The organism is Arthrobacter sp. T572 (assembly GCF_056780115.1).
The window spans coordinates 2,625,536-2,651,041 of the sequence record NZ_JBRAZQ010000002.1; the positions used below are offsets into that span (position 1 = coordinate 2,625,536).

The 25,506-nt window shown below is 62.9% G+C and carries 26 protein-coding genes; 4 read left to right on the forward strand and 22 right to left on the reverse strand.

All coding sequences use genetic code 11. The features are described 5' to 3' along the window. Positions 1–33 precede the first annotated feature (33 nt). The gene (locus ACUYMZ_RS13365; protein ID WP_481603803.1) at positions 34–1,773 is read right to left on the reverse strand and encodes a DUF8094 domain-containing protein; all 1,740 of its coding nucleotides are present in this window, start codon (positions 1,771–1,773) and stop codon (positions 34–36) included. 201 nt (positions 1,774–1,974) lie between these two features. Between ACUYMZ_RS13365 and ACUYMZ_RS13370 the strand changes: the two genes are divergently transcribed. Beyond that, complete coding sequence (locus ACUYMZ_RS13370) at positions 1,975–3,267, forward strand: AI-2E family transporter (RefSeq protein WP_442423581.1); 1,293 nt, start codon at positions 1,975–1,977, stop codon at positions 3,265–3,267. Here the strand turns inward: ACUYMZ_RS13370 and ACUYMZ_RS13375 are convergent. Then, the gene (locus tag ACUYMZ_RS13375) at positions 3,264–4,058 is read right to left on the reverse strand and encodes an alpha/beta hydrolase (protein WP_442423580.1); all 795 of its coding nucleotides are present in this window, start codon (positions 4,056–4,058) and stop codon (positions 3,264–3,266) included. The two genes, ACUYMZ_RS13370 and ACUYMZ_RS13375, sit on opposite strands and share 4 nt — an antisense overlap. A gap of 19 nt (positions 4,059–4,077) precedes the next feature. Beyond that, complete coding sequence (locus ACUYMZ_RS13380; RefSeq protein ID WP_426003204.1) at positions 4,078–4,422, reverse strand: ATP/GTP-binding protein; 345 nt, start codon at positions 4,420–4,422, stop codon at positions 4,078–4,080. 49 nt (positions 4,423–4,471) lie between these two features. Here ACUYMZ_RS13380 and nucS point away from each other — a divergent pair, with 49 nt between their 5' ends. From nucS to ACUYMZ_RS13395, 3 genes are all read left to right on the forward strand, one after another. Next, on the forward strand, positions 4,472–5,167 hold the full coding sequence (nucS, locus tag ACUYMZ_RS13385) for an endonuclease NucS (RefSeq protein WP_426003205.1): 696 nt from the start codon (positions 4,472–4,474) through the stop codon (positions 5,165–5,167). A 45-nt stretch (positions 5,168–5,212) separates the two neighbouring features. Continuing rightward, entirely contained in the window at positions 5,213–6,469 is a 1,257-nt protein-coding gene (locus ACUYMZ_RS13390) for an N-acetylglucosamine-6-phosphate deacetylase (protein WP_481603806.1), read from the forward strand. A 269-nt stretch (positions 6,470–6,738) separates the two neighbouring features. After that, positions 6,739–6,942 carry a cold-shock protein gene (locus ACUYMZ_RS13395; RefSeq protein ID WP_018776337.1) on the forward strand — a complete coding sequence of 68 codons (204 nt, stop codon included), beginning with the start codon at positions 6,739–6,741 and terminating at the stop codon, positions 6,940–6,942. A 168-nt stretch (positions 6,943–7,110) separates the two neighbouring features. Here ACUYMZ_RS13395 and ACUYMZ_RS13400 read toward each other — a convergent pair whose 3' ends face one another. The 19 genes from ACUYMZ_RS13400 to prfA all read right to left on the reverse strand — a co-directional run bounded on the left by ACUYMZ_RS13400 (position 7,111) and on the right by prfA (position 25,311). Beyond that, on the reverse strand, positions 7,111–9,576 hold the full coding sequence (locus tag ACUYMZ_RS13400; RefSeq protein ID WP_481605890.1) for a phosphatidylglycerol lysyltransferase domain-containing protein: 2,466 nt from the start codon (positions 9,574–9,576) through the stop codon (positions 7,111–7,113). 32 nt (positions 9,577–9,608) lie between these two features. Beyond that, positions 9,609–10,907 carry an alpha/beta hydrolase gene (locus ACUYMZ_RS13405; protein WP_481603809.1) on the reverse strand — a complete coding sequence of 433 codons (1,299 nt, stop codon included), beginning with the start codon at positions 10,905–10,907 and terminating at the stop codon, positions 9,609–9,611. A 5-nt stretch (positions 10,908–10,912) separates the two neighbouring features. Further along, positions 10,913–11,344, reverse strand: coding sequence for a DUF2550 domain-containing protein (locus ACUYMZ_RS13410; RefSeq protein WP_426003211.1), 432 nt, complete (start codon positions 11,342–11,344; stop codon positions 10,913–10,915). Positions 11,345–11,354: 10 nt separating this feature from the next. Then, the gene (locus ACUYMZ_RS13415) at positions 11,355–11,639 is read right to left on the reverse strand and encodes a F0F1 ATP synthase subunit epsilon (RefSeq protein WP_364158459.1); all 285 of its coding nucleotides are present in this window, start codon (positions 11,637–11,639) and stop codon (positions 11,355–11,357) included. Between the two features lies 1 nt (position 11,640). Continuing rightward, complete coding sequence (atpD, locus tag ACUYMZ_RS13420; RefSeq protein ID WP_426003212.1) at positions 11,641–13,092, reverse strand: F0F1 ATP synthase subunit beta; 1,452 nt, start codon at positions 13,090–13,092, stop codon at positions 11,641–11,643. Between the two features lie 77 nt (positions 13,093–13,169). Next, positions 13,170–14,060, reverse strand: a complete 891-nt coding sequence (locus tag ACUYMZ_RS13425) for a F0F1 ATP synthase subunit gamma (RefSeq protein WP_426003213.1) — start codon at positions 14,058–14,060, stop codon at positions 13,170–13,172. Positions 14,061–14,136: 76 nt separating this feature from the next. Continuing rightward, positions 14,137–15,774 carry a F0F1 ATP synthase subunit alpha gene (gene atpA, locus ACUYMZ_RS13430; RefSeq protein WP_426007570.1) on the reverse strand — a complete coding sequence of 546 codons (1,638 nt, stop codon included), beginning with the start codon at positions 15,772–15,774 and terminating at the stop codon, positions 14,137–14,139. Positions 15,775–15,857: 83 nt separating this feature from the next. Beyond that, positions 15,858–16,685, reverse strand: coding sequence for a F0F1 ATP synthase subunit delta (locus ACUYMZ_RS13435; protein ID WP_426003215.1), 828 nt, complete (start codon positions 16,683–16,685; stop codon positions 15,858–15,860). Next, a complete protein-coding gene (locus tag ACUYMZ_RS13440; protein WP_426003216.1) occupies positions 16,685–17,239 on the reverse strand; it encodes a F0F1 ATP synthase subunit B in 555 nt (184 codons plus the stop codon). The genes ACUYMZ_RS13435 and ACUYMZ_RS13440 overlap by 1 nt, the downstream gene beginning before the upstream one ends. Positions 17,240–17,289: 50 nt before the next feature. Continuing rightward, positions 17,290–17,508 carry an ATP synthase F0 subunit C gene (atpE, locus tag ACUYMZ_RS13445; RefSeq protein ID WP_011775261.1) on the reverse strand — a complete coding sequence of 73 codons (219 nt, stop codon included), beginning with the start codon at positions 17,506–17,508 and terminating at the stop codon, positions 17,290–17,292. A gap of 83 nt (positions 17,509–17,591) precedes the next feature. Continuing rightward, positions 17,592–18,392 (reverse strand): F0F1 ATP synthase subunit A, encoded by an 801-nt coding sequence (atpB, locus tag ACUYMZ_RS13450; protein ID WP_426003217.1) that lies wholly within the window; start codon positions 18,390–18,392, stop codon positions 17,592–17,594. Between the two features lie 81 nt (positions 18,393–18,473). Then, positions 18,474–18,809: a hypothetical protein gene (locus tag ACUYMZ_RS13455; protein WP_426003219.1), complete on the reverse strand. Its 336-nt coding sequence runs from the start codon at positions 18,807–18,809 to the stop codon at positions 18,474–18,476. Then, positions 18,796–19,287, reverse strand: a complete 492-nt coding sequence (locus ACUYMZ_RS13460) for a Cg1360 family ATP-synthase-associated protein (RefSeq protein ID WP_442423576.1) — start codon at positions 19,285–19,287, stop codon at positions 18,796–18,798. The genes ACUYMZ_RS13455 and ACUYMZ_RS13460 overlap by 14 nt, the downstream gene beginning before the upstream one ends. Before the next feature lie 121 nt (positions 19,288–19,408). After that, positions 19,409–20,521, reverse strand: coding sequence for an MraY family glycosyltransferase (locus ACUYMZ_RS13465; RefSeq protein ID WP_442423575.1), 1,113 nt, complete (start codon positions 20,519–20,521; stop codon positions 19,409–19,411). A 276-nt stretch (positions 20,522–20,797) separates the two neighbouring features. Beyond that, a complete protein-coding gene (locus tag ACUYMZ_RS13470) occupies positions 20,798–21,760 on the reverse strand; it encodes a glycosyltransferase (RefSeq protein WP_481603814.1) in 963 nt (320 codons plus the stop codon). Beyond that, a complete protein-coding gene (locus ACUYMZ_RS13475; RefSeq protein ID WP_481603816.1) occupies positions 21,757–22,545 on the reverse strand; it encodes a WecB/TagA/CpsF family glycosyltransferase in 789 nt (262 codons plus the stop codon). The genes ACUYMZ_RS13470 and ACUYMZ_RS13475 overlap by 4 nt, the downstream gene beginning before the upstream one ends. Continuing rightward, positions 22,542–23,333, reverse strand: a complete 792-nt coding sequence (locus ACUYMZ_RS13480; protein ID WP_481603818.1) for an L-threonylcarbamoyladenylate synthase — start codon at positions 23,331–23,333, stop codon at positions 22,542–22,544. Before ACUYMZ_RS13480 ends, ACUYMZ_RS13475 begins: the two co-directional genes overlap by 4 nt. A 12-nt stretch (positions 23,334–23,345) precedes the next feature. Beyond that, a complete protein-coding gene (gene prmC / locus ACUYMZ_RS13485; protein ID WP_426003227.1) occupies positions 23,346–24,218 on the reverse strand; it encodes a peptide chain release factor N(5)-glutamine methyltransferase in 873 nt (290 codons plus the stop codon). Between the two features lie 19 nt (positions 24,219–24,237). Beyond that, the gene (prfA, locus tag ACUYMZ_RS13490) at positions 24,238–25,311 is read right to left on the reverse strand and encodes a peptide chain release factor 1 (RefSeq protein WP_426003228.1); all 1,074 of its coding nucleotides are present in this window, start codon (positions 25,309–25,311) and stop codon (positions 24,238–24,240) included. Positions 25,312–25,506: the final 195 nt, after the last annotated feature.

Sequence of the window (25,506 nt, forward strand, 5' to 3'; positions counted from 1 at the left end):
CCACTCTAGCCGCTGCCGTGCACAGGCCGTGGCTTACTTGAAGCTGGCCCCTACCAGTCCACGCGTGGCCGCCACGAGCTTCATGGGATCACTGGAACCTGCCGGCGGAATGTAGATGGCCACCGACTCTGCAAAGTTGAGCACCATGCCCGTAGTGGTTTCCTTGCCACCGGCAAAGACCGCTGAGTCGTCTTCAAGGATCAGCTTGTCACCGGCGGCCTTCGGGGTGCCTTCGAATGCGAAGTTCAGGCGTCCTACCACCAGGGCGCCGCCATCGGCTGTGCGCAGAACAACTGTCTGGTTGATGACGGGCGTGTGCGAGAACTTGAAGTTGGCGCTGGTGCCGTTCTTCACTGTGTCTGCCTGGTAAGTCAGCGCACCGGCAATGTAGGGCGACGACTGGCCATCGGCCAGCTTGCTCCGGTTGGGCGAATCGGGAGTCGTCAGCATTTCACCGAGTATCCCCAGTGCCTCGTTGCCGCTGTAGGCCAGTCCGGTCTTGTCATCAGCCGACACCGGGGCGGTTCCGTCGCGCGGGACCGGGAAGGACGGGAAGTTGGTTCCCGGCTGCAGCGGAGCAGTGCCCCACAGCTTGTAGTTTTCGCGCGGCGACAACTGGACCAGCGTCAAAACCTGCGGAACGACGTTTCCGTCACCCTGCGTGAGGGCGAAGACCGTGCGCGGCCAGTCTGTCTTGGTGCTGATGACGCTGCTCTGCAGCTTGGTGGCACGTACCGGCATGCGGGCCTCGTAGGCCGAAACCGCCGAACGGATCTTGTAGTTCTGCGTCCGGACCTCAAGCTCCATCTTGTCCACGCGGGGTGCAAGCTTGGCTGCGTCCTTGGCGGCATCGGCGGCGTCAACGGTGCTGGCCACCTGCTCAAGGATGCGCTGCAGCTGCGATTCGAGCATGACCGGACGGGCAGCGTCGTCCCCGGCACTCGCCGAGGCAGATGGGCTGGGGGTAGTGGTCGCGTGGGCCGCCACCGCGGTACCGCCCACGAGGACCGCAACAGTCGCCGCTGCTACGGCACTGATCCGGAGCGTGGAACCTTCGGCACCTGCACCGCGGCGCTTGGCGGCGTCGTCGGCCGGGGTCACTGGCAGCGCCGTAGTCTGTCCCTCGCCGCCGCCGTGCGTGTCATCGTCATGCCGGCGGTTGCTGATCGCCTTGGCGACGAACGGAAGGGCAGCGCCTACCAGGATGATGATGATGCCGAGCACGATCAGGGGCACGGCCCAGGGGGTGGTTGCGTTGTTGGGGAACGTCATGGAAATCGACGACGGCGCGGGCTGGGTTCCGTCGCTGGCCACCAGCAGGGACCACTCGCCCTCGGCAGGTGGGTTCCATGTGTAGTCAAGCTCGCCGCTGGCGTCCTCCGTGTTGACCCAAAGGTCAGAGCCAACCGGCGACGGTGCCGTCGGTTCACCGTCAGCAGACTCCACTTCCAGGGACTTCTGGTCTTCGGACACGCCCTTGACGGTGGTGTGGGCAGTGTTGCCTACCCAGGCGTCCACATCACCGGGACGGCCGGTGGCAACAATGAAATTGCCTTCGCCCTGGATCTTGATCTTTACCGGCCCGTCATGCCGGGCAATCAGCTCCTGGTCGATCACCGTCAGCGGGGACGCCTTGGTGTCACCGGGCGTAGAGGCCGTTACAGTCTCAGCGGGAGCCCAGAAGGTCAGCTGGCCAATGCCGGCCAGCATCGTCAGCAGGCCCAGCAGCACCAGCAAGGCTGCAGTCTTCAAACGCACAGAATCACCTATCATCAGCGGTCGTTGAACTTCAAGGGTAACCGTTTTGTTATCAAAGAGTCAGATCGGCGGAAAAGCACGGACACGCCGAAAACCCCGTAATGGCGCCGACAGAGGGCGATTACGGGCTCCTGATAGTGTGGCGATGATCATGATATCGGGGCAAGCAACCGCCAGTATCGGCAAGCATCCGCGTAGAAAAGGCAGCATAACCGCGTGAAAGACCACATGGAGTCCCAACCCGTCGAAGAGCCGGGATCAACTGCGGAGAATGCGCCCGTGGACGGGACCTCCGCAACGGTCCCGGTCCGCACCGGCCGCATGGCTGCCTTGGCCCGCCGTCTCCGGCAACCCATTCCCGGTGCCAGGACCAGGGTCCGCTTCGAAATGCCCCCTGAAGAAGAGGCCGGCACCTCCCTGGAGGCAACCGGCACGGACGACGACCACGGCTTCGGAGCCCCCGGGCCGCGGATGTCCTCCCAGCATCCGCTGTATGTGGGCTTTATGGGCACTGCCGGGGTGGGTGTTGCCCTGCTGGTGTTCTATATCGCCAGCAACACCACCCAGCTGCTCTTGTGGATCGTCGCCGCCTTGTTCATCGCCCTGGGCCTGGACCCCGTGGTCCGGTGGTTGGAAACGCGGAAGTTCCCCCGCCCTGCAGGCATCCTGATCTCGCTGACAGTCCTGGTCCTGGCCGTGGCCGGGTTCTTCGCAACGCTTATTCCCACGATCGTGGAGCAGGTCTCGGAAATCGTCCGGCAGGCCCCTGATTGGATCCGCAGCTTCCTCGACTCCGACTTCTTCCGGACTGTAGACTCCCAGTTCGGCGTCCGCGACCGCATCACCACTGAACTGGACAAATTCGTCAAGGACCCCGAAGCCATGGGCGGCATCTTCGGCGGCGTGGTGGGTTTCGGTTCCACCGTCGCCAACGGCCTGTTCGGCACGCTGATCGTCCTGGTGTTGAGCCTGTACTTCCTTGCCGCGCTGCCATCCATGAAGAAGTGGGCGTACAGGCTGGCCCCGCGCTCACGCCGGCCACGGGTGGAAGCCCTGTCCGAGGCCATCACGGACTCGGTTGGCAACTATGTGATCGGGCAGGCCTGCGTTGCCCTGCTCAATGCTTTCTTCGCGTTCATCGTCATGAGCATCCTCGGCATACCTTTCAGCGTGCTGCTGGCCTTCGTCGTGGCACTGCTGGCGTTTATTCCGCTCGTGGGCGGCTTGATCGCCGGGGTCGTGGTCATCCTGGTGGCACTGACCGCAGGCTGGCAGACCGCGGTCATTTACGCGATCGCCTACTTCGCCTACCTCCAGTTCGAGGCCTACTTCATTTCACCGCGCATCATGCAACGCGCCGTGGCTGTGCCAGGAGCTGTCGCCGTGATCTCGGTGATCGCAGGAGGCAGCCTGCTGGGCGTGCTTGGCGCGTTGATCGCCATTCCCACGGCAGCTGCCATCATGCTGCTCATCAAGGAAGTCTTCATCGCGCGGCAGGACCGGCACTAAGCTCCCGCTACCGGCCCCGCCCAGACCCGCGGCAGGCCGTCCACGCCCGCGCCCGCCTCAGTGACGTCGTCGACGATCTCATCCAGGACGCGCGCCGCGTACTTCTCGCCCACCCAAAGATGCTTGGCGCCGTCGACGCCGACAAGCCGGGCCTGGGGTACGAGGCTGAAACGCCGGGCTGCTTCGGCAGGCTGCAGGTAGTCGTCATGCTCCGGCACCAGGACCGTGAGCGGCTTGCCTGACGCCGCCCACTCTTTCAGGTGCACATCGGTTGCGCGGTGCAGCGGCGGTGACAACAGGACGGCGCCTTCGACCGCCGGCGCCACCGGCTCCGTTGCGCCGTACATGAGGGCCAGTTCGGTGCCGAATGACCATCCCACCAACCAGCGGTTGGGCAGCCCGCGGTCGACGGCGAAGCGGACTGCCGCTTCAACGTCGTACCGTTCTCCCACGCCTTCTTCGAACACCCCCTGGCTGGTTCCCCGGGGCGAGTGGGTACCGCGCGTATTGAATCTCAGTACTGCAACCCCGGCCAGGGCAGGCAGGCGGTAGGACGCCTTGCGGTACACATGCGAGTCCATGAAGCCGCCGTGGGTCGGCAGCGGATGGAGGGTGATCAGCGTCGCCGCGATGTCTCCCGACTCAGGCACTGCCAACTCCCCCACAAGGACCTTTCCGTCTTCGGTGGTGAACTCGATGTTTTCGCGGCGTGCCGGCAGCACGGTGGATGCCCTGATCTCCGCGGGGACATCCGGCTGGGTGAAAACAAAGGAGGCAGGGTCGAAAGTCATGCACCCAAGCCTAAGCGAATCAGCGGTAGCGGTAGGTCCGGGACGTCCAGCAGTTGGTGTGCCAGTGCCGCCGCTCTGCCAACCCCGCAGCCTGGCCGAACAGGTGGCTGTCGTTCCACACCACCAGATGCGCAATGCCCGGCATGATCGCAGTGGAACAACCCGGGCAGATGTACTGTTTTTCCGCCTGGCGGGCCGTCATGGTGCGCACCATCCAGTCCCCGTCAGGCGCGCTTTCGCGCCGGGCAATCCCCGCCCTGGCACGCTCCAGGTCCAGCTCCGGAACCGGGTCCGTCCACTTGCCCGCGGACTTGCCGGACCGCGCGCTGGAGGGGCTGCGGCGGGGGCGGTTGGAGCGGGGCATACCTCCATTCTGCCCCAGCCCACCACCGCCAAGCGGTAATGTGGGGCGGGTGCGACTTGTCATAGCCCGTTGTTCTGTTGATTATGTTGGCCGCCTCAAGGCCCACCTGCCCCTCGCTACCAGGCTCCTGCTGGTCAAGGCGGACGGATCGGTGCTGGTGCACTCGGACGGCGGGTCATACAAGCCGCTTAACTGGATGAGCCCGCCCGCCACACTGCGCGTCACCACCCCTGAGGAAACAGAGGTGGAAGAGGGCGTCGTGGAACAGTGGACTGTCCAGTCCGCCAAGACGGATGACCGGCTCATCATCAACATCTACGAATCGCTGCACGACACTTCCCATGAACTCGGCACAGACCCCGGGCTCATCAAGGACGGCGTGGAAGCCGACCTGCAGCGTCTGCTGGCCGAGCAGATTGAGACCTTGGGCACCGGATACTCCCTGATCCGCCGGGAGTACTTCACCGCCATTGGACCGGTGGACATCCTGGCCCGCGACGCCCACGGCACCACGGTGGCGATCGAACTCAAGCGCCGCGGCGACATTGACGGCGTGGAACAGCTCACCAGGTACCTGGAGCTGCTCAACCGTGATCCCCTGCTGGCACCCGTTCGCGGGATCTTCGCGGCCCAGCAGATCAAGCCCCAGGCCAAGGTGCTGGCCAACGACCGGGGCATCGATTGCGTCACGCTGGATTATGACGCGATGCGGGGCGTGGATGACAGCGAGTCCCGCTTGTTCTGATTCCGCCCTTCGGGCGTTGTGCCAGAGGCCACTAGAATCACAGTCATGACTGCCGCAGACCGATTTGTGTCCTCTTCCGCGCCCAGCCACCAAATCCTGACCGGAACACTTATCAGTGACGGGGTGGTGACGGAGGACGGCCTCCTGGCCATCGAAGGTGACCGGATCGCCTTTGCCGGCCCGGCAAGGGACTTCGATCCCGAAGCCTTCGAAGGTTTCGGCAGCGCCGTCCGCCTGGGTGTTCCCAGCGGTAGCTACCTCCTGCCGGGCCTGGTGGACGTGCACTGCCATGGTGGAAACGGCGGCGATTTTCCGGGCGGGGACGAGGCGTCTGCGCGGAAGGCTGCGGACTTCCTGCACCGTTCCGGAACCACGTCCTTCCTGGCCAGCATGGTCACGGCCTCGCGCGAGGACCTCCTGCGGGGGATCGGGCTCTTTGTGAAGCTGGCGGACGAAGGGCTGGTGGCCGGTATCCATCTTGAGGGTCCGTTCCTCTCGCATGCCAGGTGTGGTGCACAGAATCCCGACTTCCTGCTCGAGCCGGACCTCGATCTCATGAACGAACTTGTCGCAGCTGCTGCCGGGAAGCTCGCCACCATGACCTACGCACCGGAGCTCCCCGGAGCCTCGGCCCTGGTGGACCTCATGACGTCGCACGGAGTGACGCCGTCCCTGGGCCACACGGACTGCGACGACGCCACTGCGGCCGCGTCCCTGGCCGCAGCCCGCGAGGGCCTTGAGTCTGCAGGGTTCGACGGCGTGAGCTCGCTTCCGACCGTCACGCACCTGTTCAATGGAATGCCGCCGATGCACCATCGGGCTCCGGGGCCTGTGGCGGCTTGCCTGCGCACGGCACAGGAAGGAAAGGCCGTGGTGGAACTCATCGCCGACGACACCCACCTGGATCCCAGCACCGTTGCCACTGTTTTCCAACTGGTGGGCGCCAACAACATCGTGCTCGTGACGGACTCCATGGCGGCAGCCGGCTTGTCGGACGGCAACTACATGCTCGGCCCCTCCCCCGTCACGGTCAGCAATGGCGTTGCAACGCTGGATGCCACGGGGTCCATCGCGGGCGGCACGGCAACGCTGCTGGAGGTGGTCCGCAAAACCGTCGCAGCGGGGGTGGCACTCCCGGATGCCATCTGCTCCGCCACGGCGGTCCCGGCGGCTGTCCTTGGCCTCTCGGACGAGGTGGGCGGCCTGCGGCGGGGGCTGCGCGCCGACGTCGTCATCACTGACCAGGAGCTGGGCCTGACTTCTGTGATGCGCAACGGAGAGTGGCTGCACCAGGGGCAATAGCGTGTTTGTGAATTACCGGCAGCACGTTACCTTCTTTTTACCGAAAATTTTCCCGAATTGCCTAAAAGACCGTTGACCTGCGGCACGCCGCATGAAAGTGTTGTAGCAGTCTTTGTGTAGGTGGTTTTCATGCTCGCAAGACGAGTTGCGAGCGTGAAGCTCCTGCGAAACCAACCGGGCGCCCCCCGGCAGGAATCCGGAACTTCTCGCGAAGTAACAAGGCCGGTACGAGGTGTATCGGACTGCTGTTTCGTAATGAGGAGAAATACATGGCACTGGGAACCGTCAAGTGGTTCAACGCTGAAAAGGGCTTCGGCTTCATCACCCCGGACGACTCGGATGGGGACGTGTTCGTCCACTACTCCGAGATCCAGACCGGTGGCTTCAAGACCCTCGACGAGAACCAGCGTGTTCAGTTCGAGATCGGCCAGGGTGCCAAGGGCCCCCAGGCAACCGGCGTTACCGTCGTCTAGAATGACCCGCTGAAACCGGATCCGGTTTCGCATCCAGTGATGGCCCCGGCTTACGCCGGGGCCATCACTCTTTAAGCAGCAATGCCTGATTTGTCTGATATTTCGACAACCCTGTTACAAACAGTGAAGAAATACGTATTGTTGGCATTCTTAATATGGGTTGATAAATCAACCAACCAAGGTCCGGAGGAGCCGGGCCGAATGTCGCACGGACAAACCCGGGAGGTACGCCCGGGTCAATGCGCGGCCCATTGCCGGAAGGTCAAGGGGATCCTGGTAATACATGTACAAGGTCCGGTAGTCGGGCTTGAAGCGTGATTTGAAGGACGCCAGGGACCGGAAGCCATAAACGGGTTCCAATGCCTGTCCCACGACGTCCAGAATCCCCGCCAAACCCTCCGGCCGCTGGTCGCCGTCCTCCTGGTCCCGGGCCAGGGGCGAGCCTGAGAGGGAAATGACCTCCACCGATGTCCGCAGATGGAGAATCGCAGAGGCAATCAGGAATTCCATGACCCCGGGGAAGCCGTCACCCCGTCGCCGCATGAAATCCAAGGTCCAGCTCACAACCTCGCCATTGCTGTAGACGGGCAGCCAGCTGGTGACGCCGTACACCAGTCCCTCTTCATCCACGGCGGCGCAGACCAGGACATCGGGATCGTCCAGTTCGTCCAGGCCACCGAGGGTAAAGCCCATCTCGGGGACACGTTTCTGTGCGGCCCACTCTTCGGACACCTCTGTAATCTGTGTCCGGATGCTGTGCGAAAGTTCACCATACCGGCCCCACACCGGAGCGATCCCCATCTTGCCTGCACGGTTGAGGGCAGTCCGGACGTTTTGCCACTCCTTGCCGCGGAATTCCAGCCCCTTGACCATCAACCGTGTCTCCTGGGCCACGGGCACGCGGCGGAAACCCCGTCCCTTGAGCAGGGGCCACAACTCGTCGGTGCACGAATAGAGGCATGGCACCAGCGCATGCTGGGAGCAGTATTCGAGGAAGCCTTGGATCGTCACGGCACGGTGCGCGGGATCCCCCAGCGGTCCGGCCAGCGTCAAGGCCACGTGGCCGTGCTGCTGGTATGCAACGCACCCTGTCCCCTGCTGGTTGAACCAGTACTTGTTGGGTTCCCAAAGCGCCATCCAGGACAGGGAGTCCCCGCCCTTCTTCACCAACGCGCGGGCGTGGTCCCGCCCCTCGTGGTCCAATCCCCCGGCATGGTGCCCGCGGAGCAGTAGGATCCATACCCCCAGCAGCGCCACCAGCCAAAAGAACGTTCCTGAATAGGAGAACAGAAAGACTTCCAAGGCATCACGCTCAGCGAAAACCTTGCGGTAAACCCCAGGAAGTGGAACAGGCAGGTACTGCCGGGCGAGTTCGGCACCCAGGCCCAGCAGGCCGCCGTCGCGCGTCATGCCGCCGGCCGCGAACCACGCAACGGAGTACAACAGCGCCAGTCCGCCGCCGGTTAAGCCCACCAGCCAGAAGACCCTGCGGGTGAGTACGCCTGATGACCGCACACGGAAATGACCACGGTAGGCAAACAACAGCACCGCCAAAGCCAGTGGTACGAGCACCAACGGAATAACGTGGGCAACTGCGGAGCCCAGCGTGCTGCCATGGGGACGGACAACCGGGAGCGGCATGCGGGCGAAGAGCCCCAGGTACACCGCCGACAGGCCGACCACCACCAACTGCACGGCAATGGCAATGCCCAGCGCCAAGCGCCGGCCACGCCGCATGCCGTCCGCACAGATCAGCAGGAGGACCACCGGGACCACCGCCAAGGCAAGGCCCAAGGGACCTGTGTAACCCTGCCGGCCCAGGTCCAGGCAGGCCACATCGATGGTTCCGCCGCAGCTCTCTTCCAATTGGCTCAGCGTTGGCAGGGGGTTGAGGATGACATCACGCAGCAGGGCCAAGGGACCCGAGGGACTCTTCGCTGCGGCCGTGAGGATCGGCCCCACGGCAAAGATCGCCATGGTCAGCGCCAGCAGATTGCGCACTTCCCTGCCCGTGGAGCGGTGAAGGTGCAGGTGCCCGTGGGTACTCTGCATCCACCAGCCGGCACCAAGCCCGATCAGGGCGCCCAACAGCCCCACCACCGTTTCGGCATGGCCGATGTACAGGACAAGGAGAATGGCCACGGACAAGGCGACCGTCCGCAACCGGCGCTGCCACAGGGTGGGCATCAGGGCACTGGCCGCCAACGCCGTGGCTATCAACGCACCGTAGGGTCCGATCAGGCGCTGGTCCACCATCCTCGACAACCAGCCGTCGTCTGCGACGCGTGCCACTTGGGTGACCGTCAGGAAAGCTGCAACGGAGGCGAACTGGGAACCGAAGAACATCACGGCTGTCCGCAGGAAACCCAGATACCGTTCGGCAATCCCCAGGAGGAACAGGATCATCAGGACAGCCGTGGCAAAGGCCAACGCATTGGTTGTGAAGAAGAGCGAGGTCCACAGCGACCACCACTGACCCGAGCGCAATCCCGACAGGGAGACACCCGCCACCGGTAGCCATGCCTCCGGCGGACCGGAGAGGAAGCTGCCGGACACTATCGAAACTGCAGCAAACAGGATCAGCACGGCGGTCGTCAGCGGAGTGGCCCGAAGATGCCTGGCGGTCAACCGCATCGCCGGTACCAGGACGCCCTTCACCGCAAGGTTCACCTGGTCAGTCCCCACCTGGAGGAAAGAAAGGACAACGCCCCGGGCATGCTGCGCACTACCGCATCCCACGAATGTCCGGCGTGGGGGATGGAATGCTCCTCGACGGTGAACCCGGCATCCCTCGCGGCATCGGCAAGGACGTGCATGTACCCGGTGAACTCGGTGTCCGACACACCTGCCGTCAGGTACATGCCGCTGTCCGGGTAAGTCCGTTCCCGCATCAGAACCAAAGGCGTTCCCGCTTCAAAGGCCGCGACATCGCCGTCGAAGGAATCGGCAATGGTTTTGTTCCGGTCTTTAGCCAAAGCCGGCTCCTGCTCAGCGGCGAAAGCCAGCACCGAGGTAAACAACTCCGGATGGCTGGTGCCCATCTGAACCGCGCACGTGCCACCGAAAGAGAACCCGCCAACACTCCATTGACCCGCGTCCGTGGACACATCCAACGTTGCTGCGATCCAAGCAGGTACATCCCGGGACAAATACGTACCGGCCTTGGCAATGCGGCTGTCCATGCACATGGTGTTGGCACTGCCGGAACCGTTGGGGTCCACCACCACAGTGACCGGTGCAAGGCCGCCATGCGATTCGGCAAACCGGTCCATTTGCGACCGGAGCTGCCCTCCTGTCAGCCAGTCCGCCGGACCACCCGGCTGGCCGGAAAAGAGCACCAGTACAGGCAAAGCGGGCCGGGGTTCCGTTTGATAGGCCGGCGGGAGATAAATATAGGCCTCGCGTGCCGCGAAACCGGAAACTGTGCCGGGAATGGCCGCCTTGCGAAGGACACCGCCGCGTGGCATCGCATCAGGAGTTTTCCACGTCGAAACCGATACCGGTGCCTGTGCCGCGCTCCCCCGCTGGAGGCCGGGCTCCAGCGGCTGGATTCGGGCTACGGCCGTGCCCAGGAGGTCGGAAACCGTATTGTTCAGCCCGAAATACAGATTCACCTGGACTACGCAGAGCAGCACCACGCCGAGCATGGCTGCCACGTTGGCCCACCGGAGCTTCCAGCCGGATCGGGGAAACTTCGCAAGACACAGCAGGACGGCCGCCACCGCAGGGACAGACCATACAAGGGTTTCGAACGGAAGATCCTCCGAAAAAACCGCGAGCACGTCAACAAGGAGCCAATGCGCCAACGCAACTATGCCCACGGCTGCACCCAGGCAGGCCGGCACCACCAGCAGCCAGGAACGCGTGCGCCGCCACAGCAAACAGGCCGCCCCGGCTGCACCGCACGCGATGCTGAACCATAGGAACGGCCCATCTACGAGACTGAGGTCCGACAAGAAGTCCATGGCGCCTAACGCCAGGTTCCGACGCCGATGACCGGCCCTGCTTCAAGCCACGAGGACAGGCCGGCATAAGCGTCGAAGTTCATGGCGAGCATGAACTTGTTGCCCTCGTACTGCAGTTCGACCACGACGACACCGGGCTGGACCCGTACGAGTTCGTCTTCTGTGGGTTGCCGCCTGCCCAGCAATTCGAGCGAACTGCGTTTGAACCGGTGCTTGGGGATGACGCTCAGGGACATCAAGCGGAACCACTCAAGTTCATTGTCCTGATAACGACAAACCCCCATCTGCCAGCTGTGACCAGCCGTGCAAATGGAGGCGTCGACCGTGCCCAGGGCGCGCCGCAGATTGAAGCGGCGCACCCCGAAAAGGCACAGTGTGAAAATCAGCAACGTAAACGCCGTTGCCAGGGCGATGAACGGAATAAAGGAATCGTCCATCTGGGTCTTGCTATCGGATCCCCGCTGTAGCCGCTTCGCCCAGGTGGGCGTTGTCAGCAACAATGACCACGCGATCGTTGTCAACGGAGAAGAAACCGCCGTCGACCTCTACCGCAATACGGTCACCGGAAACCGGCTGGATTGCCAGCTCGCCCGCGGCCAGGATGGCCAGGAGGGGCGAGTGGCCCGGCAGGATTCCGATTTCACCATCGCTGGTGCGGGCCTTCACCATCTTGGCCGCGCCGGACCACACGAAGTGGTCCGCTGCGACAATCTCAACCTCAAGCTCAGCCATATTACTTGGTCTGTTCCTGGATCTTGGCCCAGTTGCGCTCGACGTCATCCAGGCCACCGACGTTGAAGAACGCCTGCTCTGCGATGTGGTCCAGCTCGCCGTCGCAGATGGCGGTGAAGCCTTCCACGGTGTCCTTGATGGACACGGTGGAGCCTTCGACGCCGGTGAACTGCTTGGCGGTGTAGGTGTTCTGGGACAGGAACTGCTGGATGCGGCGTGCACGCGACACGACGATCTTGTCCTCTTCGGACAGTTCGTCAACACCAAGGATGGCGATGATGTCCTGGAGTTCCTTGTTCTTCTGCAGGATCTGCTTCACACGGACAGCCGTGTTGTAGTGGTCCTTGCCGATGTACTGGGGGTCCAGGATTCGGGAGGTGGACGTCAGCGGGTCAACGGCCGGGTACAGACCACGGGAGGCGATTTCACGGGAAAGTTCCGTGGTGGCGTCCAAGTGTGCGAAGGTCGTTGCCGGAGCCGGGTCGGTGTAGTCGTCAGCAGGGACGTAAATGGCCTGCATTGACGTGATCGAGTGGCCCTTGGTGGAGGTGATGCGCTCCTGGAGCAGACCCATCTCGTCAGCCAGGTTCGGCTGGTAGCCCACTGCGGACGGCATACGGCCGAGCAGTGTGGAAACCTCGGAACCTGCCTGCGTGAAGCGGAAGATGTTGTCGATGAAGAGCAGCACGTCCTGGTTCTGCACATCGCGGAAGTATTCCGCCATGGTGAGCGCGGACAGGGCAACGCGCAGACGCGTTCCCGGCGGCTCATCCATCTGGCCGAAGACAAGGGCGGTGTCCTTGAGAACGCCGGCCTCTTCCATTTCGACCCAGAGGTCGTTGCCTTCACGCGTACGCTCGCCAACGCCGGCGAATACCGAGGTACCACCGAAGTTACGGGCAACACGGGTGATCATTTCCTGGATCAGAACGGTCTTGCCCACACCGGCGCCGCCGAACAGACCAATCTTTCCACCCTTGATGTAAGGGGTGAGGAGGTCGATAACCTTGATACCGGTCTCGAGCATCTCCGTGGAGCCCTCGAGGGAGGCAAAGCTCGGGGCCTTGCGGTGGATCGGCCAGTAGGCGTCAGCCTTGATCTCCGATTCAGCAACGTCCAGGGGCTTGCCGAGAACGTTGAAGATGTGGCCCTTGACACCGTCACCGACGGGGACGGAGATCGGGGCACCGGAGTCCTGCACGGTGGTACCGCGGACGAGACCGTCGGTAGCCTGCAGGGAGATGGCGCGGACGAGGTTGTCACCCAGGTGCTGGGAGGTCTCGAACGTGATGGTCTTGGTCTGGCCGTTGAGCGTTACCTCGGTGGTCAGGGCGTTGTAAATCTCGGGGATTGCGTCAGCCGGGAATTCGACGTCGACAACCGGACCAATAACACGGGCAATGCGGCCGGTGGCACCGGCCGTTGCTACGTGTTCGGTAGCAGTGGCAGTCATCTCTCTCACTTCACTCAGTAGATGGCGTGGGGTTAAGTTTATCTGTTTGGTGCAGGTGCGGCTTCGCGCCTGACCAGCTAGGACGCGAGGGCGTCTGCGCCGGCCACGATCTCGGAAAGCTCCTGCGTAATTTCGGCCTGGCGGGCCGTGTTGCGAAGGCGCGTGTACTTCTTGATCAGTTCCGTAGCGTTGTCACCGGCCGACTTCATGGCCCGCTGGCGGGCAGCAAGCTCGGAAGCAGCGGCCTGCAGCATGGCTGCGAAAATGCGGGACTCGATGTAACGCGGAAGCAGGGCGTCGAGGACCTGCTCGGTTTCCGGCTCGAACTCGTACAGCGGCAGCAGCTCGGACTCCGAAGCCGCTTCCTCTTCGACGACCTCCAGCGGGAGCAGACGGATGACCGTGGGCTCCTGCGTCACCATGGACTTGAAGCGGGTGTAGACGACGTGGATCTCATCCACGCCACCCTCTTCGTAGCTGGTGGCGAAGTCTTCGAGGAGTGCAGCGCCGATTTCCTGGGCTGTTTCGAATTCCGGTGCATCCGTTCCACCGGTCCAAACGCGGGTGTAGTCACGGTTGCGGAACTCGAAGTATGCCTGTGCCTTGCGGCCGACCAGGTACGACTTGACTTCCTTGCCCTCTGCGTGGAGAAGCTCAACGAGGCCTTCGGCCTGCTTGAGCACGCTGGCAGAATAGGATCCTGCAAGGCCGCGGTCCGATGTGACAATCAGGACTGCGGCGCGGCGGATCTGCTCCGGCTCGGTGGTCAGCGGGTGGTCGATTTCGCTCTGAGTTGCGACAGCAGAAACGGCACGGGTAATCGCGTTCGCGTAAGGCAGTGAAGCTGCTACGCGGGCGCGGGCCTTACCGATGCGCGAGGTAGCGATCAGTTCCATCGCCTTGAAGATCTTGCGCATCGACGTCGTCGAGCTGATCTTCTGACGGTAGACCCGAATCTGGGCTCCCATACTTATCCTTTCCTAAGTTCCCGACGTACTGCCCTGCCGGGGCCCTTCCGGACCCCGGCAGGGCAGTTCATCGAAACTAGCGCTTCTGCTTGACGATCTTTTCCTGGTCGACGTCGCCGCCGGAGATCGCTTGGTGCTCCTCGTGTCCGGCGCCAACCAGTCGGTTGTCGCCCTCACCGAAGAAGCCCTTCTTGAAGGAGACAACGGCTTCCTTCAAGGCTGCGGCGGTGTCGTCATCCAGGACGTTGGTCTGTGCCAGCGTGGTCAGGATGGAGGACTGGTGCTTGAGGTGCTCAAGGAACTCGGATTCGAAACGGCTGATGTCTTCAACCGGAACGTCGTCCAGGTAACCGTTGGTGCCTGCCCAGATGGACACAACCTGGTTCTCCACCGGGAACGGCGAGTACTGGCCCTGCTTGAGCAGTTCCATCAGGCGTGCGCCACGGGTGAGCTGCTGGCGTGAAGCAGCGTCAAGGTCCGAGGCGAACATCGCGAAGGCCTGCATGTCGCGGTACTGTGCCAGGTCCAGCTTCAAGGTACCGGAGACCTTCTTCATGGACTTGACCTGTGCAGCACCACCCACGCGGGAGACGGACACACCCACGTCAACAGCGGGACGCTGGTTGGCGTTGAAGAGGTCCGACTGGAGGAAGATCTGGCCATCGGTAATGGAGATCACGTTGGTCGGGATGTAGGCGGAGACGTCGTTTGCCTTGGTCTCAACGATCGGCAGACCCGTCATGGAACCTGCACCGAGCTCGTCGGAGAGCTTTGCGCAACGCTCGAGGAGGCGGGAGTGCAAGTAGAACACGTCACCCGGGTAAGCTTCGCGTCCCGGCGGACGGCGCAGCAGCAGGGATACGGCGCGGTAGGCTTCGGCCTGCTTGGACAGGTCGTCGAAGATCACCAGGACGTGCTTGCCGCCGTACATCCAGTGCTGGCCGATGGCCGAGCCGGCGTACGGTGCAAGGTACTTGAAGCCTGCCGGGTCGGATGCCGGAGAAGCCACGATCGTGGTGTACTCCAGGGCGCCGTGGTCCTCGAGGGTCTGACGGACGGCTGCGATGGTGGAAGCCTTCTGGCCAACACCGACGTACACGCAGCGGACCTGCTTGTTGACATCGCCCGAGGCCCAGTTGGCCTTCTGGTTGATGATGGTGTCCACGGCGATGGCGGTCTTGCCGGTCTGGCGGTCACCGATGATCAGCTGGCGCTGGCCGCGTCCGATCGGGATCATGGCGTCGATTGCCTTGAGGCCGGTCTGCATCGGCTCGTGGACGGACTTGCGCTCCGTCACGCCGGGTGCCTGCAGTTCCAGCGCACGGGTGGTTTCGGCCTTGATCTCGCCAAGGTCGTCGATCGGCTGGCCCAAGGGGTCGACAACGCGGCCCAGGAAGGCGTCGCCAACCGGAACGGACAGGATCTCACCGGTACGGTGAACTTCCTGGCCTTCTTCAATACCGGTGAAGTCACCGAGGATGATGACACCGATTTCGCGGACGTCGAGGTTCTGGGCGAGGCCCAGGGTGCCGTCTTCGAAGCGAAGCAGCTCGTTCGCCATGACCGAGGGAAGACCCTCAACACGGGCGATGCCGTCACTTGCGGTGGTCACACGACCAACCTCTACGCGCTCTGCGTTACCGGGTTCGTAGGACGCCGCGAACTCGTTCAACGCATTACGGACGTCGTCGGCGTTGATGGTCAATTCGGCCATCTGCAGTCCCTGCTCTCCTGTTTCGTGATCATCGTTGCTCACGATGACCGGGTTTTCTATCAGTTGTGTTGTGCTTGGTCTGGCTAGCCAGCGAGCTGACGGCGGAGTTCGGTCAGGCGGGCGATCACCGAAGCGTCGAGCACTTCATCGCCCACCTGGACACGGATTCCACCAATCAGGGTGGGGTCAACAGTGACGTTGACCTTGAGTTCGCGGCCGTACAGGGCATCCAGCCCGGCCTGCAGACGGCTGGCCTGCGTTTCCGTCAACGGACGGGTAACGCTGACAGTTGCAATCCAGCGCTGCTGACGCCTGGCTGCAAGCTTGGCGAAGGACTCGACGAGCTTGCTCGGCTTGACACCACGCGGCTGCGTGACGGCCTGGCTGATGAGAACCTTTGCTTCCTCGCTGATGCCAGGAACAAGTTTCTCGGCCAGTGCCACCTTTGCCGCGGCGGATGCCTGCGGCTCAGACAGAGCACGCTGTACTTCGTGGCTGGAAGCGACGACCTGGTTGAAGGCAAACAGATCGTTTTCCAGCTCTTCCAGCCCCGTGATACCGGAGGCAGAAACTGCCGACTTGTTTTCAGCTACCGCAATGACAACCGTGGCGGCAAGAGTCTCGAGTGCATCGCCGATATCGCGTGCGGAAGCCCAGCGCGAGCTGGCCAATCCACCTGCGATTTCAGCAGCATCAGCGGAGACTTTTCCGCTAACAAGCTGCTTGACCAGCGCCGACTTCTCGTCTCCGCTACGGGAAGGATCAGTCAGGGCGCGGCGCAAGCCAGCCGAGCTGTCCACCGTTCCCAGGATTCCGAAGAGGTCCTTAGCCAACTGCAGCGACGCCAGGGGAAGCTTGGATTCCAACTGGGCCAGCGCTGTGGTCAGCGATTCGCTCGATATACCTGCCATTACTTAGCTGCACCTGCGTTCTGGGTCTCCAGATCGGCGAGGAAGCGGTCCACGACGCGGGCTGCGCGCTCGTCGTCGGTCAGTGCTTCGCCAACGATGCGGCCGGCAAGCGTGGTTGCCAGGGTGCCAACCTCGGAGCGGAGGGACACTACTGCGGCCTGACGCTCGGATTCGATGGCAGCGTGTGCCTGTTCCGTGATGCGTGCAGACTCGGCAGCAGCCTTGGCCTTCAGGTCAGCGAGGATCTGGGCGCCTTCGGCGCGTGCTTCTTCGCGGATACGGTTGGCCTCGGCACGGGCATCCGTGAGCTGCTGCTTGTACTCTTCGAGTGCAGCAGAAGCTTCTGCCTGGGCCTGCTCGGCCTTGGCAATGCCACCTTCAATGGCTTCGGCGCGCTCTGCGAAGGTCTTCTCGAACATCGGGACAACAAACTTGACCACGATGTACATGAGGACCGCAAAGCCGACGAGGACGACACCCATTTCCCAGACATTGGGCATAAGGGGGCTGACCGATTCGCCTTCAGTGGCGGCTGAGATGATCAGCTGATTCATATTTCACCCGTCCTATCTACTCGTGCTTGGAATTCGCTTGGTTCTAAGGACTAGGAAAGAACGAAAGCGAAGACGAGGCCGAGGATGGCGAGAGCTTCAGTCAGTGCCAGACCCAGGAACGCGATCGGCTGCAGCACGCGCTGAGCTTCCGGCTGACGTGCAACACCGTTGATGTAAGCGGCGAACACGAGACCCACACCGATACCACCGCCGATGGCCGAAAGACCGTAGCCGATGAGGTTGAGGGAGCCGTTGATGGTGCCTTCCATTTTTTCTTCCTTTCAAGATGCCGCCAGTGCGGCAGGTTGTTTGGGTTGCTTCATCCCCGCAAGGGGAAGTCTTTGTTGGGTGCCTAGTGGCTGTCGGCGTGCAGTGCGCCTTCGATGTAGATCGCTGTCAGCAGCGTGAACACGTAAGCCTGAAGGGCCATGATCAGGGCTTCGAGCATGTACATGGCGACGGCGCCAACCAGGACCAGGACCGAGGCACCCTTGAGCAGGACGTTCTCCTGCATGACAAGGAACTCGATGCCGGAACCGGCGAGCATCACGATCAAGTGGCCGGCCAGCATGGTCGCGAACAAACGGAGGCTGTGCGTGACCGGGCGGACCAGGAAGTTGGAGATGATTTCGATCGGGACGACGATCGGGAGGATGTACCACGGCACGCCGGACGGTACGGTGGCCAGCTTGAAGTACTTCAGGCCGTTCTTCTTGATGCCGATGATGATCCAGGTGAAGTACACGATGCCGGCAAGCACATAGGCGCCGCCCACATGGGAGAAGCTCGGAAGCTGGATCAGCGGGATGGCACCGTAGATGTTGTTCAGCAGGATGAAGAAGAACAAGCTGAACAGCAGAGGGACATACTTGATAAAGTCCTTGCCGCCGATGATGTCCTTGGCGATGCTGTTACGGACAAAGCCGTAGGCCATCTCGCCGGCGAACTGCAGTTTGCCGGGAACCAGCTGCTGCTTGCGCGCGGCAAGGATAAAGAAGGTGGCGATAATAACGACCGAAAGGATCACCAGCAGCATTTGCTTGGAGAAGCCGTCGTGTGCACCCCAGGGCAGGATTGCCGGCAGGTGCATTTCGTCGATTCCGGGCGGGGTGAATGACCCCGAATCCTGGGCGGGGAGCGCAAGCGCGATCAACGCGTTTCCTCTCTGCTGTGTCCATCATTGGGCATTGGGTGGAAGGTGGACACAGGCAGTGCATCCAATTTCCGTGTGAAATTATGTGGCATTACTGTCCCCGTCCGTGGACGGACCGCTGTCTGCGTTGCTCCCGCCAGCCGAAGAACTTGGTTTGGTGAGGCCGTGCATATGGGAAAGATAGAACCCTCCTGCGGCTCCCAGCAGAGCGCCAAGGAGCACAATCCAGCGGGTCCCCCACAGATTATCCAGACCCCAGCCTATCAAACTCCAGACAATGATCCCGCCAATGATGTAGCTGAAGACGGCGATGCCGGCGTTGTAGCCGCCATCGTTTCCGGGCTCGGCAGAATCATTGGTTTCGCGGGTCTGAGGAGCCGGGGCGGAGTGGCTGGTGCGGCGCTTACGCAGTGGCATCGGGTTTACCCTCCTGGTCTGCGGAATCGTTGTAGATCTGCAGGCGGGCTTTGCTGAATCCGTAAATCTCTGCGGCTTGCCAGAACACGACGCACACCACGGCACCGATAAGGAACCAGCGGTGGTGGAGCCATTCCGGCGCACCTGTCAGGAAAAGAACCACCGCGAAGCCGATCACTTTGACGAAATACGTCGCAACAAAGAGGCCCACGGCACCGGAGGGATTGTTCCTGCCGACGAAGTGGCCGATCAGAAGGCTGATCGCAAAGAAGACCATGACCAGGGCCGAGCCGAACGCTGCCGAGAGCGCTCCGGTTCCGCCGTTCAAGACCGCTGCCACCACGCAGGTGGCCACGGTTGCGGCAGAGGCCGCCAGCGTGCTCAGCCGGAGCAGGCGCAGCCACAGTGAGGAGGATGGTCCGGAAACTCCAACACCACGTCTGCCGGACGGGCGTCCGGTGTTGGCGTTGGATGTCATGGGGATACCAATCCTCGTGGCAAGGGGTGCCATATTCTCAAAGTGGGGAAACGGGCGAGTGAATGTCCGCAGTAAGAATTCTACATGAGATAGAACTGTGACGATAACCAGGCGTCATGCACTACTCCCCCGGTTGCGCCACATTCCGTTTGAAGTAGGGCCACGCGGTGACTGCGGCCATCACCAGGGCCGCCACGACGTCAACGATCAGCACGACCTGCCACGGGAAGATGGCGAAGGCCACGCCGCCGAAGGCCAGGATGCAGGTCCAGACATAGAGCATCACGACGGCGGTGCGGTGCGAGTAGCCGAGGTCCACCAGCTTGTGATGGAGGTGCCCGCGGTCAGCTGACCAGGGGGATTGTCCGCGCGCGGTCCTGCGGACCACGGCCATGCCGAAGTCGAGCAGCGGCAGTGACAGCACGGCGAAGGGCAGCAGGATCGGGATGATGGTGGGGATACCGTTGGCCCGGTCGTAGAGGCCCGAACTGATTTGGCCGGTGGCCACGACACCGGCCGAGGCCATCAACAGCCCGATCAGCATCGCTCCCGAATCGCCCATGAAGATCTTGGCCGGGAACCAGTTGTGCGGCAGGAACCCGATGCATCCACCCACCAGGATGGCCATGAGAAGGGTCGCAAGGTCGGAATTGTCCGTGGAGGGGTTGTTCCGGTGCACCCAGTAGGCAGTAAGGAAGAAGGCTCCCCCGCCGATGGTGGCCACGCCCGCTGCCAGCCCGTCCAGGCCATCGATGAAGTTGACCGCGTTCATGGTGGTGACGATCAGCCCGGCCGTCAGGAGGATCTGGACCAGCTCCGACTCAAGGAACAGTGGCTCCGGAATGAAAGGCACCACGGACATCCGCACCCCCCAGATGGCAACAATGAGTGCTGCCGCCACCTGCCCGAGCAGCTTGATCCACCACCGGATGTCCAGGATGTCGTCCGCCACCCCCACGGCTACAATGACCACAGCACCGGCCAGAATGCCCCACGGGGCGTCGTTGTGGCGGAAAATATCCTTCACGAAGAAGGAATTGCTTGCCACAACCAACGCCACAAAGAAGCCGGCAAATATGCCCAATCCCCCGAGCTTGGAGATCAGCACCGAGTGCATGTCCCGGCTCCGGATGGGACGGTACAGCCTGAGTTTGTTCCCCAGGACCCGGGCTCCCCAGGTTCCGGCGTATGAGACCAAGGCAGCCGTCAGCGCCATCAGCAGATACATGATCATGCGGCGGCTCCGGACGGCAGGCCTGCGCCGGCACCGCGAACAACGGCCATCCCGGTCAGCCGGAGGGCCGCTGGAATGCCGTGTAGTTCTGGGCAGCTCAAGGGGTGGAAATCTGTCTGTCGATAAATGGAACTACTCCGTCGCCATGCCTGCACCGGCTGTGCCGAATGATGCGGGATTGTTGTGGACTCTAGTCACGATACTAATGCCAACGCCTGTGACCTCCGGCGCAAGGCAGCGCAAAGCCGCCCGCCAAACGGAGCCGGCGGAACGGTTTCAGGGACGCATTGCCGGTCCGCGGACCTCGCGAAGCGCGTAGATCCCCCTCAGGACGTCCTCGTTTGCCCGTGGTGGACGGAACCCGTGGACCAGCCCGGTGAAAAGCCCCTTGAGAAGTACTTTGCGGTTCCCCGACGCGGCCACGGTCCGGGTCCAGTTGCGGACCGATGCACCCGTGAAAAGAATTTTCTCCCACGGCGCAAGGGCCTTGGAACGGGTGTACACCCAGATTTTGTTGCGGACTTCGTAGTAGAAGCGCGGCCCCGGATCTGCCCCGGCATCACCAAACACCTTGGTGTGGTGGTTGGCAACCGAAGCGTTGGTGGCCAGCGCCGCTTCGCTCCGAGAGACCCTGGCCGTGTATTCGAGGTCATCATTCCAGATGAAGTAGTCAGCGATCGGAAGCCCGTGCTTGCGGATTTCCGCGCCACGGAGCAGCACCGAGACGAACGACGCGCTCCTGATCTGGGTGGCACCAATGCGGGCCGCAGCGCTGCGGGCTGCCTCGCCGGCGCCAATCCTGGGCCGCATGCGGTTCATCGGGTGGTCCCGGCCGTCGGTCCAGACAACGCGGCTGGCGACGAACGCCGGAGCGCTGCCGGTTTCCTGTTCATAGGCCTCCGACGTATTCAAGGCTTCCCGCAGCGCACCCGGCTGTGGTTCGGTGTCGTCGTCCATGATCCAGACGTGGTCCGCATGATGGTCAAGGACAGCCCGTTCCATGCCCACCACGAAACCACCGGCACCACCGACGTTGGTGTTGAGCGTGACCACGTCAGTCTTTAGAGGGCCGGCGTAGGTGCGAAGGTAGGCGGCGGTGCCGTCGGTGGAGGCGTTATCGACAATGACGACGGCGTCCGGAACCATGGTGCCTCCAGCGATGCCTGCCAAGGTGGTTTGCAGCAGTTCGCGCCGGTTATAGGTCACCACAACTGCTACCACGACGGGTTGGGACGTCATTTTCTGCCTTTGCTTGGGGAATGTTGGAAACGGCGGCGGATGAGCAGGCCGGCAAGTTTCCACGGTTCAACAAATACGCGGTACGCGACCCTCCCGGGATGGAGCACCAGCCGCCATGCCCACTCGAGTCCAAGGCGGCCAAGCCACCGCGGTGCCAGTTTCTGCACCCCCGCCACCTGGTCGATCGCGCCACCCACGGCGCAGTACACAGCGGGGGGCAGCTGCTGCAGCCGGCGGACGAGGACCTCCTCCTGGAGTGGCATGCCCAGTCCGAGAAGAACCATCTGGGGGCGGAATCCGTGCAGCCATCCGACGACAGCGTCTTCCAGGGAATCATCCCAGTCTTCGCCTGGCATGCCGTCCACCACAGCGCCGGGGATCAGCTCACGCAGCCGTGACACGGCTTTGGTGTTCGCATCACGTCCGGCTCCTACCACTGCAACCCGTTCGAGTCCCTCGACGCCTCCCAACGCAGGCAACCAGTCGGTGGAACCCAAGCGGTAGGCCATGGTCCCCTGCCCGAGGTGCTTGAGGCGTCGTTTGTGGGCGAGACCCCACAACATGGCGACGGGGGCACCGTCCAGGAGGACGATGGAGCTGTCCTCGTAAAGGGAGCGGAAGGTGGAGCATGAGTGGAACAGTGTCACGCTGTGCAGGTTGTGTCCCAACACGGTGGCGGTGGTACCCCGGGCGATCAACCCGCCCAGGGCATTGATGAGGTCATTGACGCGCAGCGGAGTGGCGTCGACGTCGAGGACGGGGACGCGCTGGCGGTCCGGGATCATTCCGGCTTGGCCTCAGGTGCGGCATTCGGCGCAGCGGCTTCCAGGGGATCGTCGACGGCGGCCGGCTGGTCAGCGGGGACTGGTTCCGCCCCTGCGTCCGCCGGAGTTGCCTCGGCAGCTGCCGCCGATTCGCCGAAGCCAAGGATGGAGGGCACAACTTCGCGGAGACGTTCCAAGGAGATGGCCCCTTGGCGAACCACCTTGAAGGGCGCGGAGGTGGCGTCGACGATCGTGGACGGAACGGCCGCAGTTCCCTGCACTGGCCGGAACCCGCCTTCGAGGTAAACCTCAACGGATTCAGCCAGTTGAAGGCGGGCCTCGGAGGCAGTCTGCGCCGCTTCCTGGCCGGTGCGGTTGGCCGAAGAAACGGCGAGGGGGCCGGTGAGGCCCAGGAGTTCCAGCGCGAGCTCGTCGTCCGGCATGCGGAGGGCCACGGTGCCCTTGGTCTCGCCCAGATCCCAATCGAGGGAGGGCTGGGCGTGCAGGATCAGGGTCAACCCGCCAGGCCAGAACGCCTGCGCCAGGGCGCGGGCATCAGCCGGGACGTCCGTGGCCAGCCCGTCCAGGGCGTTGATGCGGGGAATCAGTACAGGCGGCGGCATCTGGCGGCTGCGGCCTTTGGAGGCCAGCAACAGGGTGACGGCCAGCGGGGAAAAGGCATCCGCTGCGATCCCGTACACCGTGTCCGTCGGCAGGACGATGCACTTCTTGTCGCTGATGGCACGCTGTGCGTGCTGGAGTCCCTCAGCCCGCTGGTCATCGGAAGTGCAGTTGTATGTTGTGGTCACACCGCTATTCTTTCATTGATCAGTTGGCTTCTTTGCCAGCACCGCGCTCGTGGCACGTTCCTTGCCGTTGAGGTCAACGTGGGTCGAAATGTCTTCCCAGCAGCCCATGCGGCGCATCATTCCGGCAATCCATGCAGACTGGACCTCGGCGTGTTCCATCACGAAGAAGCCCCCCGGCTTCAGAAGACGGGCAGCTGAGGCCGCTGCCGCCGTCGGGAGTTCCATGCCATCGGCTCCCCCGCCGTAGAGTGCCTCCGGTGGGTCGTGCAGCGCGACTTCCGGCTCCTGCGGGATGGCTTCAGCCGGGATGTAGGGCGGGTTGGACACGACGGCGTCAAAGGTTCCGTTATGTTCCTGGAGTGCATCCCGAAGGTCACCCTGGACCAAGGAAACGCCCAGCGGTTCAAGGTTCCGGGCCGCCCAAGCGTAGGCAAGGGGGCTGAACTCGACGGCCAGGACCTCAGAACCGGGGATTTCGTGGGCCAGGGATCCGGCGATCGCGCCTGAACCGGTGCCCAGGTCCACCATTTTGGGATGGTCTGTTCCGGCCAGGTGGTCGATGACCAGTTGGACGACGGATTCTGTTTCAGGTCTGGGGATGAACACTCCCGGACCGACGCGCAGCTCAAGGTGCCGGAAATAGGCGATTCCGGTGATGTGCTGCAGCGGGACCCGGCCGGCGCGTTCCGCGACAAGTTCCGCGTACCCTTCCGGAGCGGGCGAGTCTCCAAGGAGCATGGCCCGAAGCCGCCCGAGGCCAACCCCCAACAGGTGGTCGGCAAGCAGTTCGGCATCAACCCGCGGACTGGGAACACCAGCTTCGGACAACACCGACTCGGCTGCTCGCACAGCCTCCGCGAGGCTCTGGCCTGGATGGAACGTCATGGGCTGAACCTGCCGGACGCTATTCGCCGATGGCGTCCAGGCGGGACTGCTCATCCATGTCGATGGCCGACTGGATGACGGGCTCAAGGTCACCGTTCATCACGGCGTCGAGGTTGTAGGCCTTGTAGCCGGTGCGGTGGTCCGCAATGCGGTTTTCCGGGAAGTTGTACGTACGGATGCGCTCGGAACGGTCCATGGTCCGGATCTGCGACTTGCGCTGCTCCGAGTTCGCTGCGTCAATTTGCTCCTGCTGGTGGGCCAGGAGGCGGGCACGGAGCACGCGCATGGCGGCTTCGCGGTTCTGCAGCTGCGATTTCTCGTTCTGCATGGCCACGACGATCCCGGTGGGAAGGTGCGTGATGCGTACTGCGGAGTCTGTGGTATTCACCGACTGACCGCCCGGACCGGACGAACGGTAGACGTCGATCTTGAGATCGTTCTGGTTGATCTCAATTTCCTCAGGCTCATCAACTTCCGGCAGCACCAGGACACCGGCAGCGGAGGTGTGGATGCGCCCTTGGGATTCCGTCACGGGAACGCGCTGCACCCGGTGCACGCCGCCCTCGAACTTCAGGCGGGCGAAAACGCCCTCCGCGGGATCGTTCGAACTGCCCTTGATGGCCACGGAAACGTCTTTGTAGCCACCGAGATCGGACTCGGTGGCGGAAATCATTTCCGTCTTCCAGCCCCGTGACTCGGCATAGCGCATATACATCCGAAGGAGGTCGCCGGCGAACAGCGCAGCCTCGTCGCCGCCTTCACCGCCCTTGACTTCGAGGATCACGTTACGGGCATCATCCGGATCGCGCGGGATGAGCAGGCGCCGCAGCCTCTCCTGGGCGGCGGGAATCTGCTCCTCGAGCTGCTCCACCTCAGCGGCAAAGTCGGGATCCTCGGCGGCCATTTCCTTGGCAGCCTCAAGGTCGTCGTTGAGTCCGCGCCATTTGTTGTACGCCTCCACGATGCCCTGGAGCTGGGCAGAGCGCCGCCCCAGCTTACGGGCAAGCGACTGGTCGGCATACACGGCAGGATCGCTCAGCTGCGCCTGGATGGCGGCATGCTCATCAAGCAATCCCTGGACGGACTCAAACATTTTTCAAACCTCTTTCGACTCGTACAAGTCTAATAACTGCAACGACGGGCCAATGACACCGGGTGAGAGCCCACTCTGATCCGCCTGTCGGGGACCGTTGCCGACGTCGAGCATTTTGCCAACCCGCGAAGGCGGGCCGAAAGCGGGACGAGCCGCTGATTCTGCTGCCCCGGGAGTGGCTTCGGGCCTGCCGGA

Bases quoted from the DNA above. Each gene is read 5' to 3' on its own strand.
- ACUYMZ_RS13390 (WP_481603806.1), top strand. From the start codon at position 5,213: ATGACTGCCGCAGACCGATTTGTGTCCTCTTCCGCGCCCAGCCACCAA.
- atpE (WP_011775261.1), bottom strand. From the start codon at position 17,508: ATGGAAGGCACCATCAACGGCTCCCTCAACCTCATCGGCTACGGTCTT.
- ACUYMZ_RS13415 (WP_364158459.1), bottom strand. From the start codon at position 11,639: ATGGCTGAGCTTGAGGTTGAGATTGTCGCAGCGGACCACTTCGTGTGG.
- prmC (WP_426003227.1), bottom strand. From the start codon at position 24,218: ATGACGTTCCATCCAGGCCAGAGCCTCGCGGAGGCTGTGCGAGCAGCC.
- atpD (WP_426003212.1), bottom strand. From the start codon at position 13,092: ATGACTGCCACTGCTACCGAACACGTAGCAACGGCCGGTGCCACCGGC.
- ACUYMZ_RS13440 (WP_426003216.1), bottom strand. From the start codon at position 17,239: ATGAATCAGCTGATCATCTCAGCCGCCACTGAAGGCGAATCGGTCAGC.
- ACUYMZ_RS13425 (WP_426003213.1), bottom strand. From the start codon at position 14,060: ATGGGAGCCCAGATTCGGGTCTACCGTCAGAAGATCAGCTCGACGACG.
- ACUYMZ_RS13380 (WP_426003204.1), bottom strand. From the start codon at position 4,422: ATGCCCCGCTCCAACCGCCCCCGCCGCAGCCCCTCCAGCGCGCGGTCC.
- ACUYMZ_RS13405 (WP_481603809.1), bottom strand. From the start codon at position 10,907: ATGGACTTCTTGTCGGACCTCAGTCTCGTAGATGGGCCGTTCCTATGG.
- prfA (WP_426003228.1), bottom strand. From the start codon at position 25,311: ATGTTTGAGTCCGTCCAGGGATTGCTTGATGAGCATGCCGCCATCCAG.
- ACUYMZ_RS13465 (WP_442423575.1), bottom strand. From the start codon at position 20,521: ATGATCATGTATCTGCTGATGGCGCTGACGGCTGCCTTGGTCTCATAC.
- ACUYMZ_RS13400 (WP_481605890.1), bottom strand. From the start codon at position 9,576: ATGCGGTTGACCGCCAGGCATCTTCGGGCCACTCCGCTGACGACCGCC.
- ACUYMZ_RS13475 (WP_481603816.1), bottom strand. From the start codon at position 22,545: ATGATCCCGGACCGCCAGCGCGTCCCCGTCCTCGACGTCGACGCCACT.
- ACUYMZ_RS13470 (WP_481603814.1), bottom strand. From the start codon at position 21,760: ATGACGTCCCAACCCGTCGTGGTAGCAGTTGTGGTGACCTATAACCGG.
- atpA (WP_426007570.1), bottom strand. From the start codon at position 15,774: ATGGCCGAATTGACCATCAACGCCGACGACGTCCGTAATGCGTTGAAC.
- ACUYMZ_RS13395 (WP_018776337.1), top strand. From the start codon at position 6,739: ATGGCACTGGGAACCGTCAAGTGGTTCAACGCTGAAAAGGGCTTCGGC.
- ACUYMZ_RS13455 (WP_426003219.1), bottom strand. From the start codon at position 18,809: ATGCCACTGCGTAAGCGCCGCACCAGCCACTCCGCCCCGGCTCCTCAG.
- ACUYMZ_RS13435 (WP_426003215.1), bottom strand. From the start codon at position 16,685: ATGGCAGGTATATCGAGCGAATCGCTGACCACAGCGCTGGCCCAGTTG.
- ACUYMZ_RS13410 (WP_426003211.1), bottom strand. From the start codon at position 11,344: ATGGACGATTCCTTTATTCCGTTCATCGCCCTGGCAACGGCGTTTACG.
- ACUYMZ_RS13365 (WP_481603803.1), bottom strand. From the start codon at position 1,773: ATGATAGGTGATTCTGTGCGTTTGAAGACTGCAGCCTTGCTGGTGCTG.
- ACUYMZ_RS13460 (WP_442423576.1), bottom strand. From the start codon at position 19,287: ATGACATCCAACGCCAACACCGGACGCCCGTCCGGCAGACGTGGTGTT.
- ACUYMZ_RS13375 (WP_442423580.1), bottom strand. From the start codon at position 4,058: ATGACTTTCGACCCTGCCTCCTTTGTTTTCACCCAGCCGGATGTCCCC.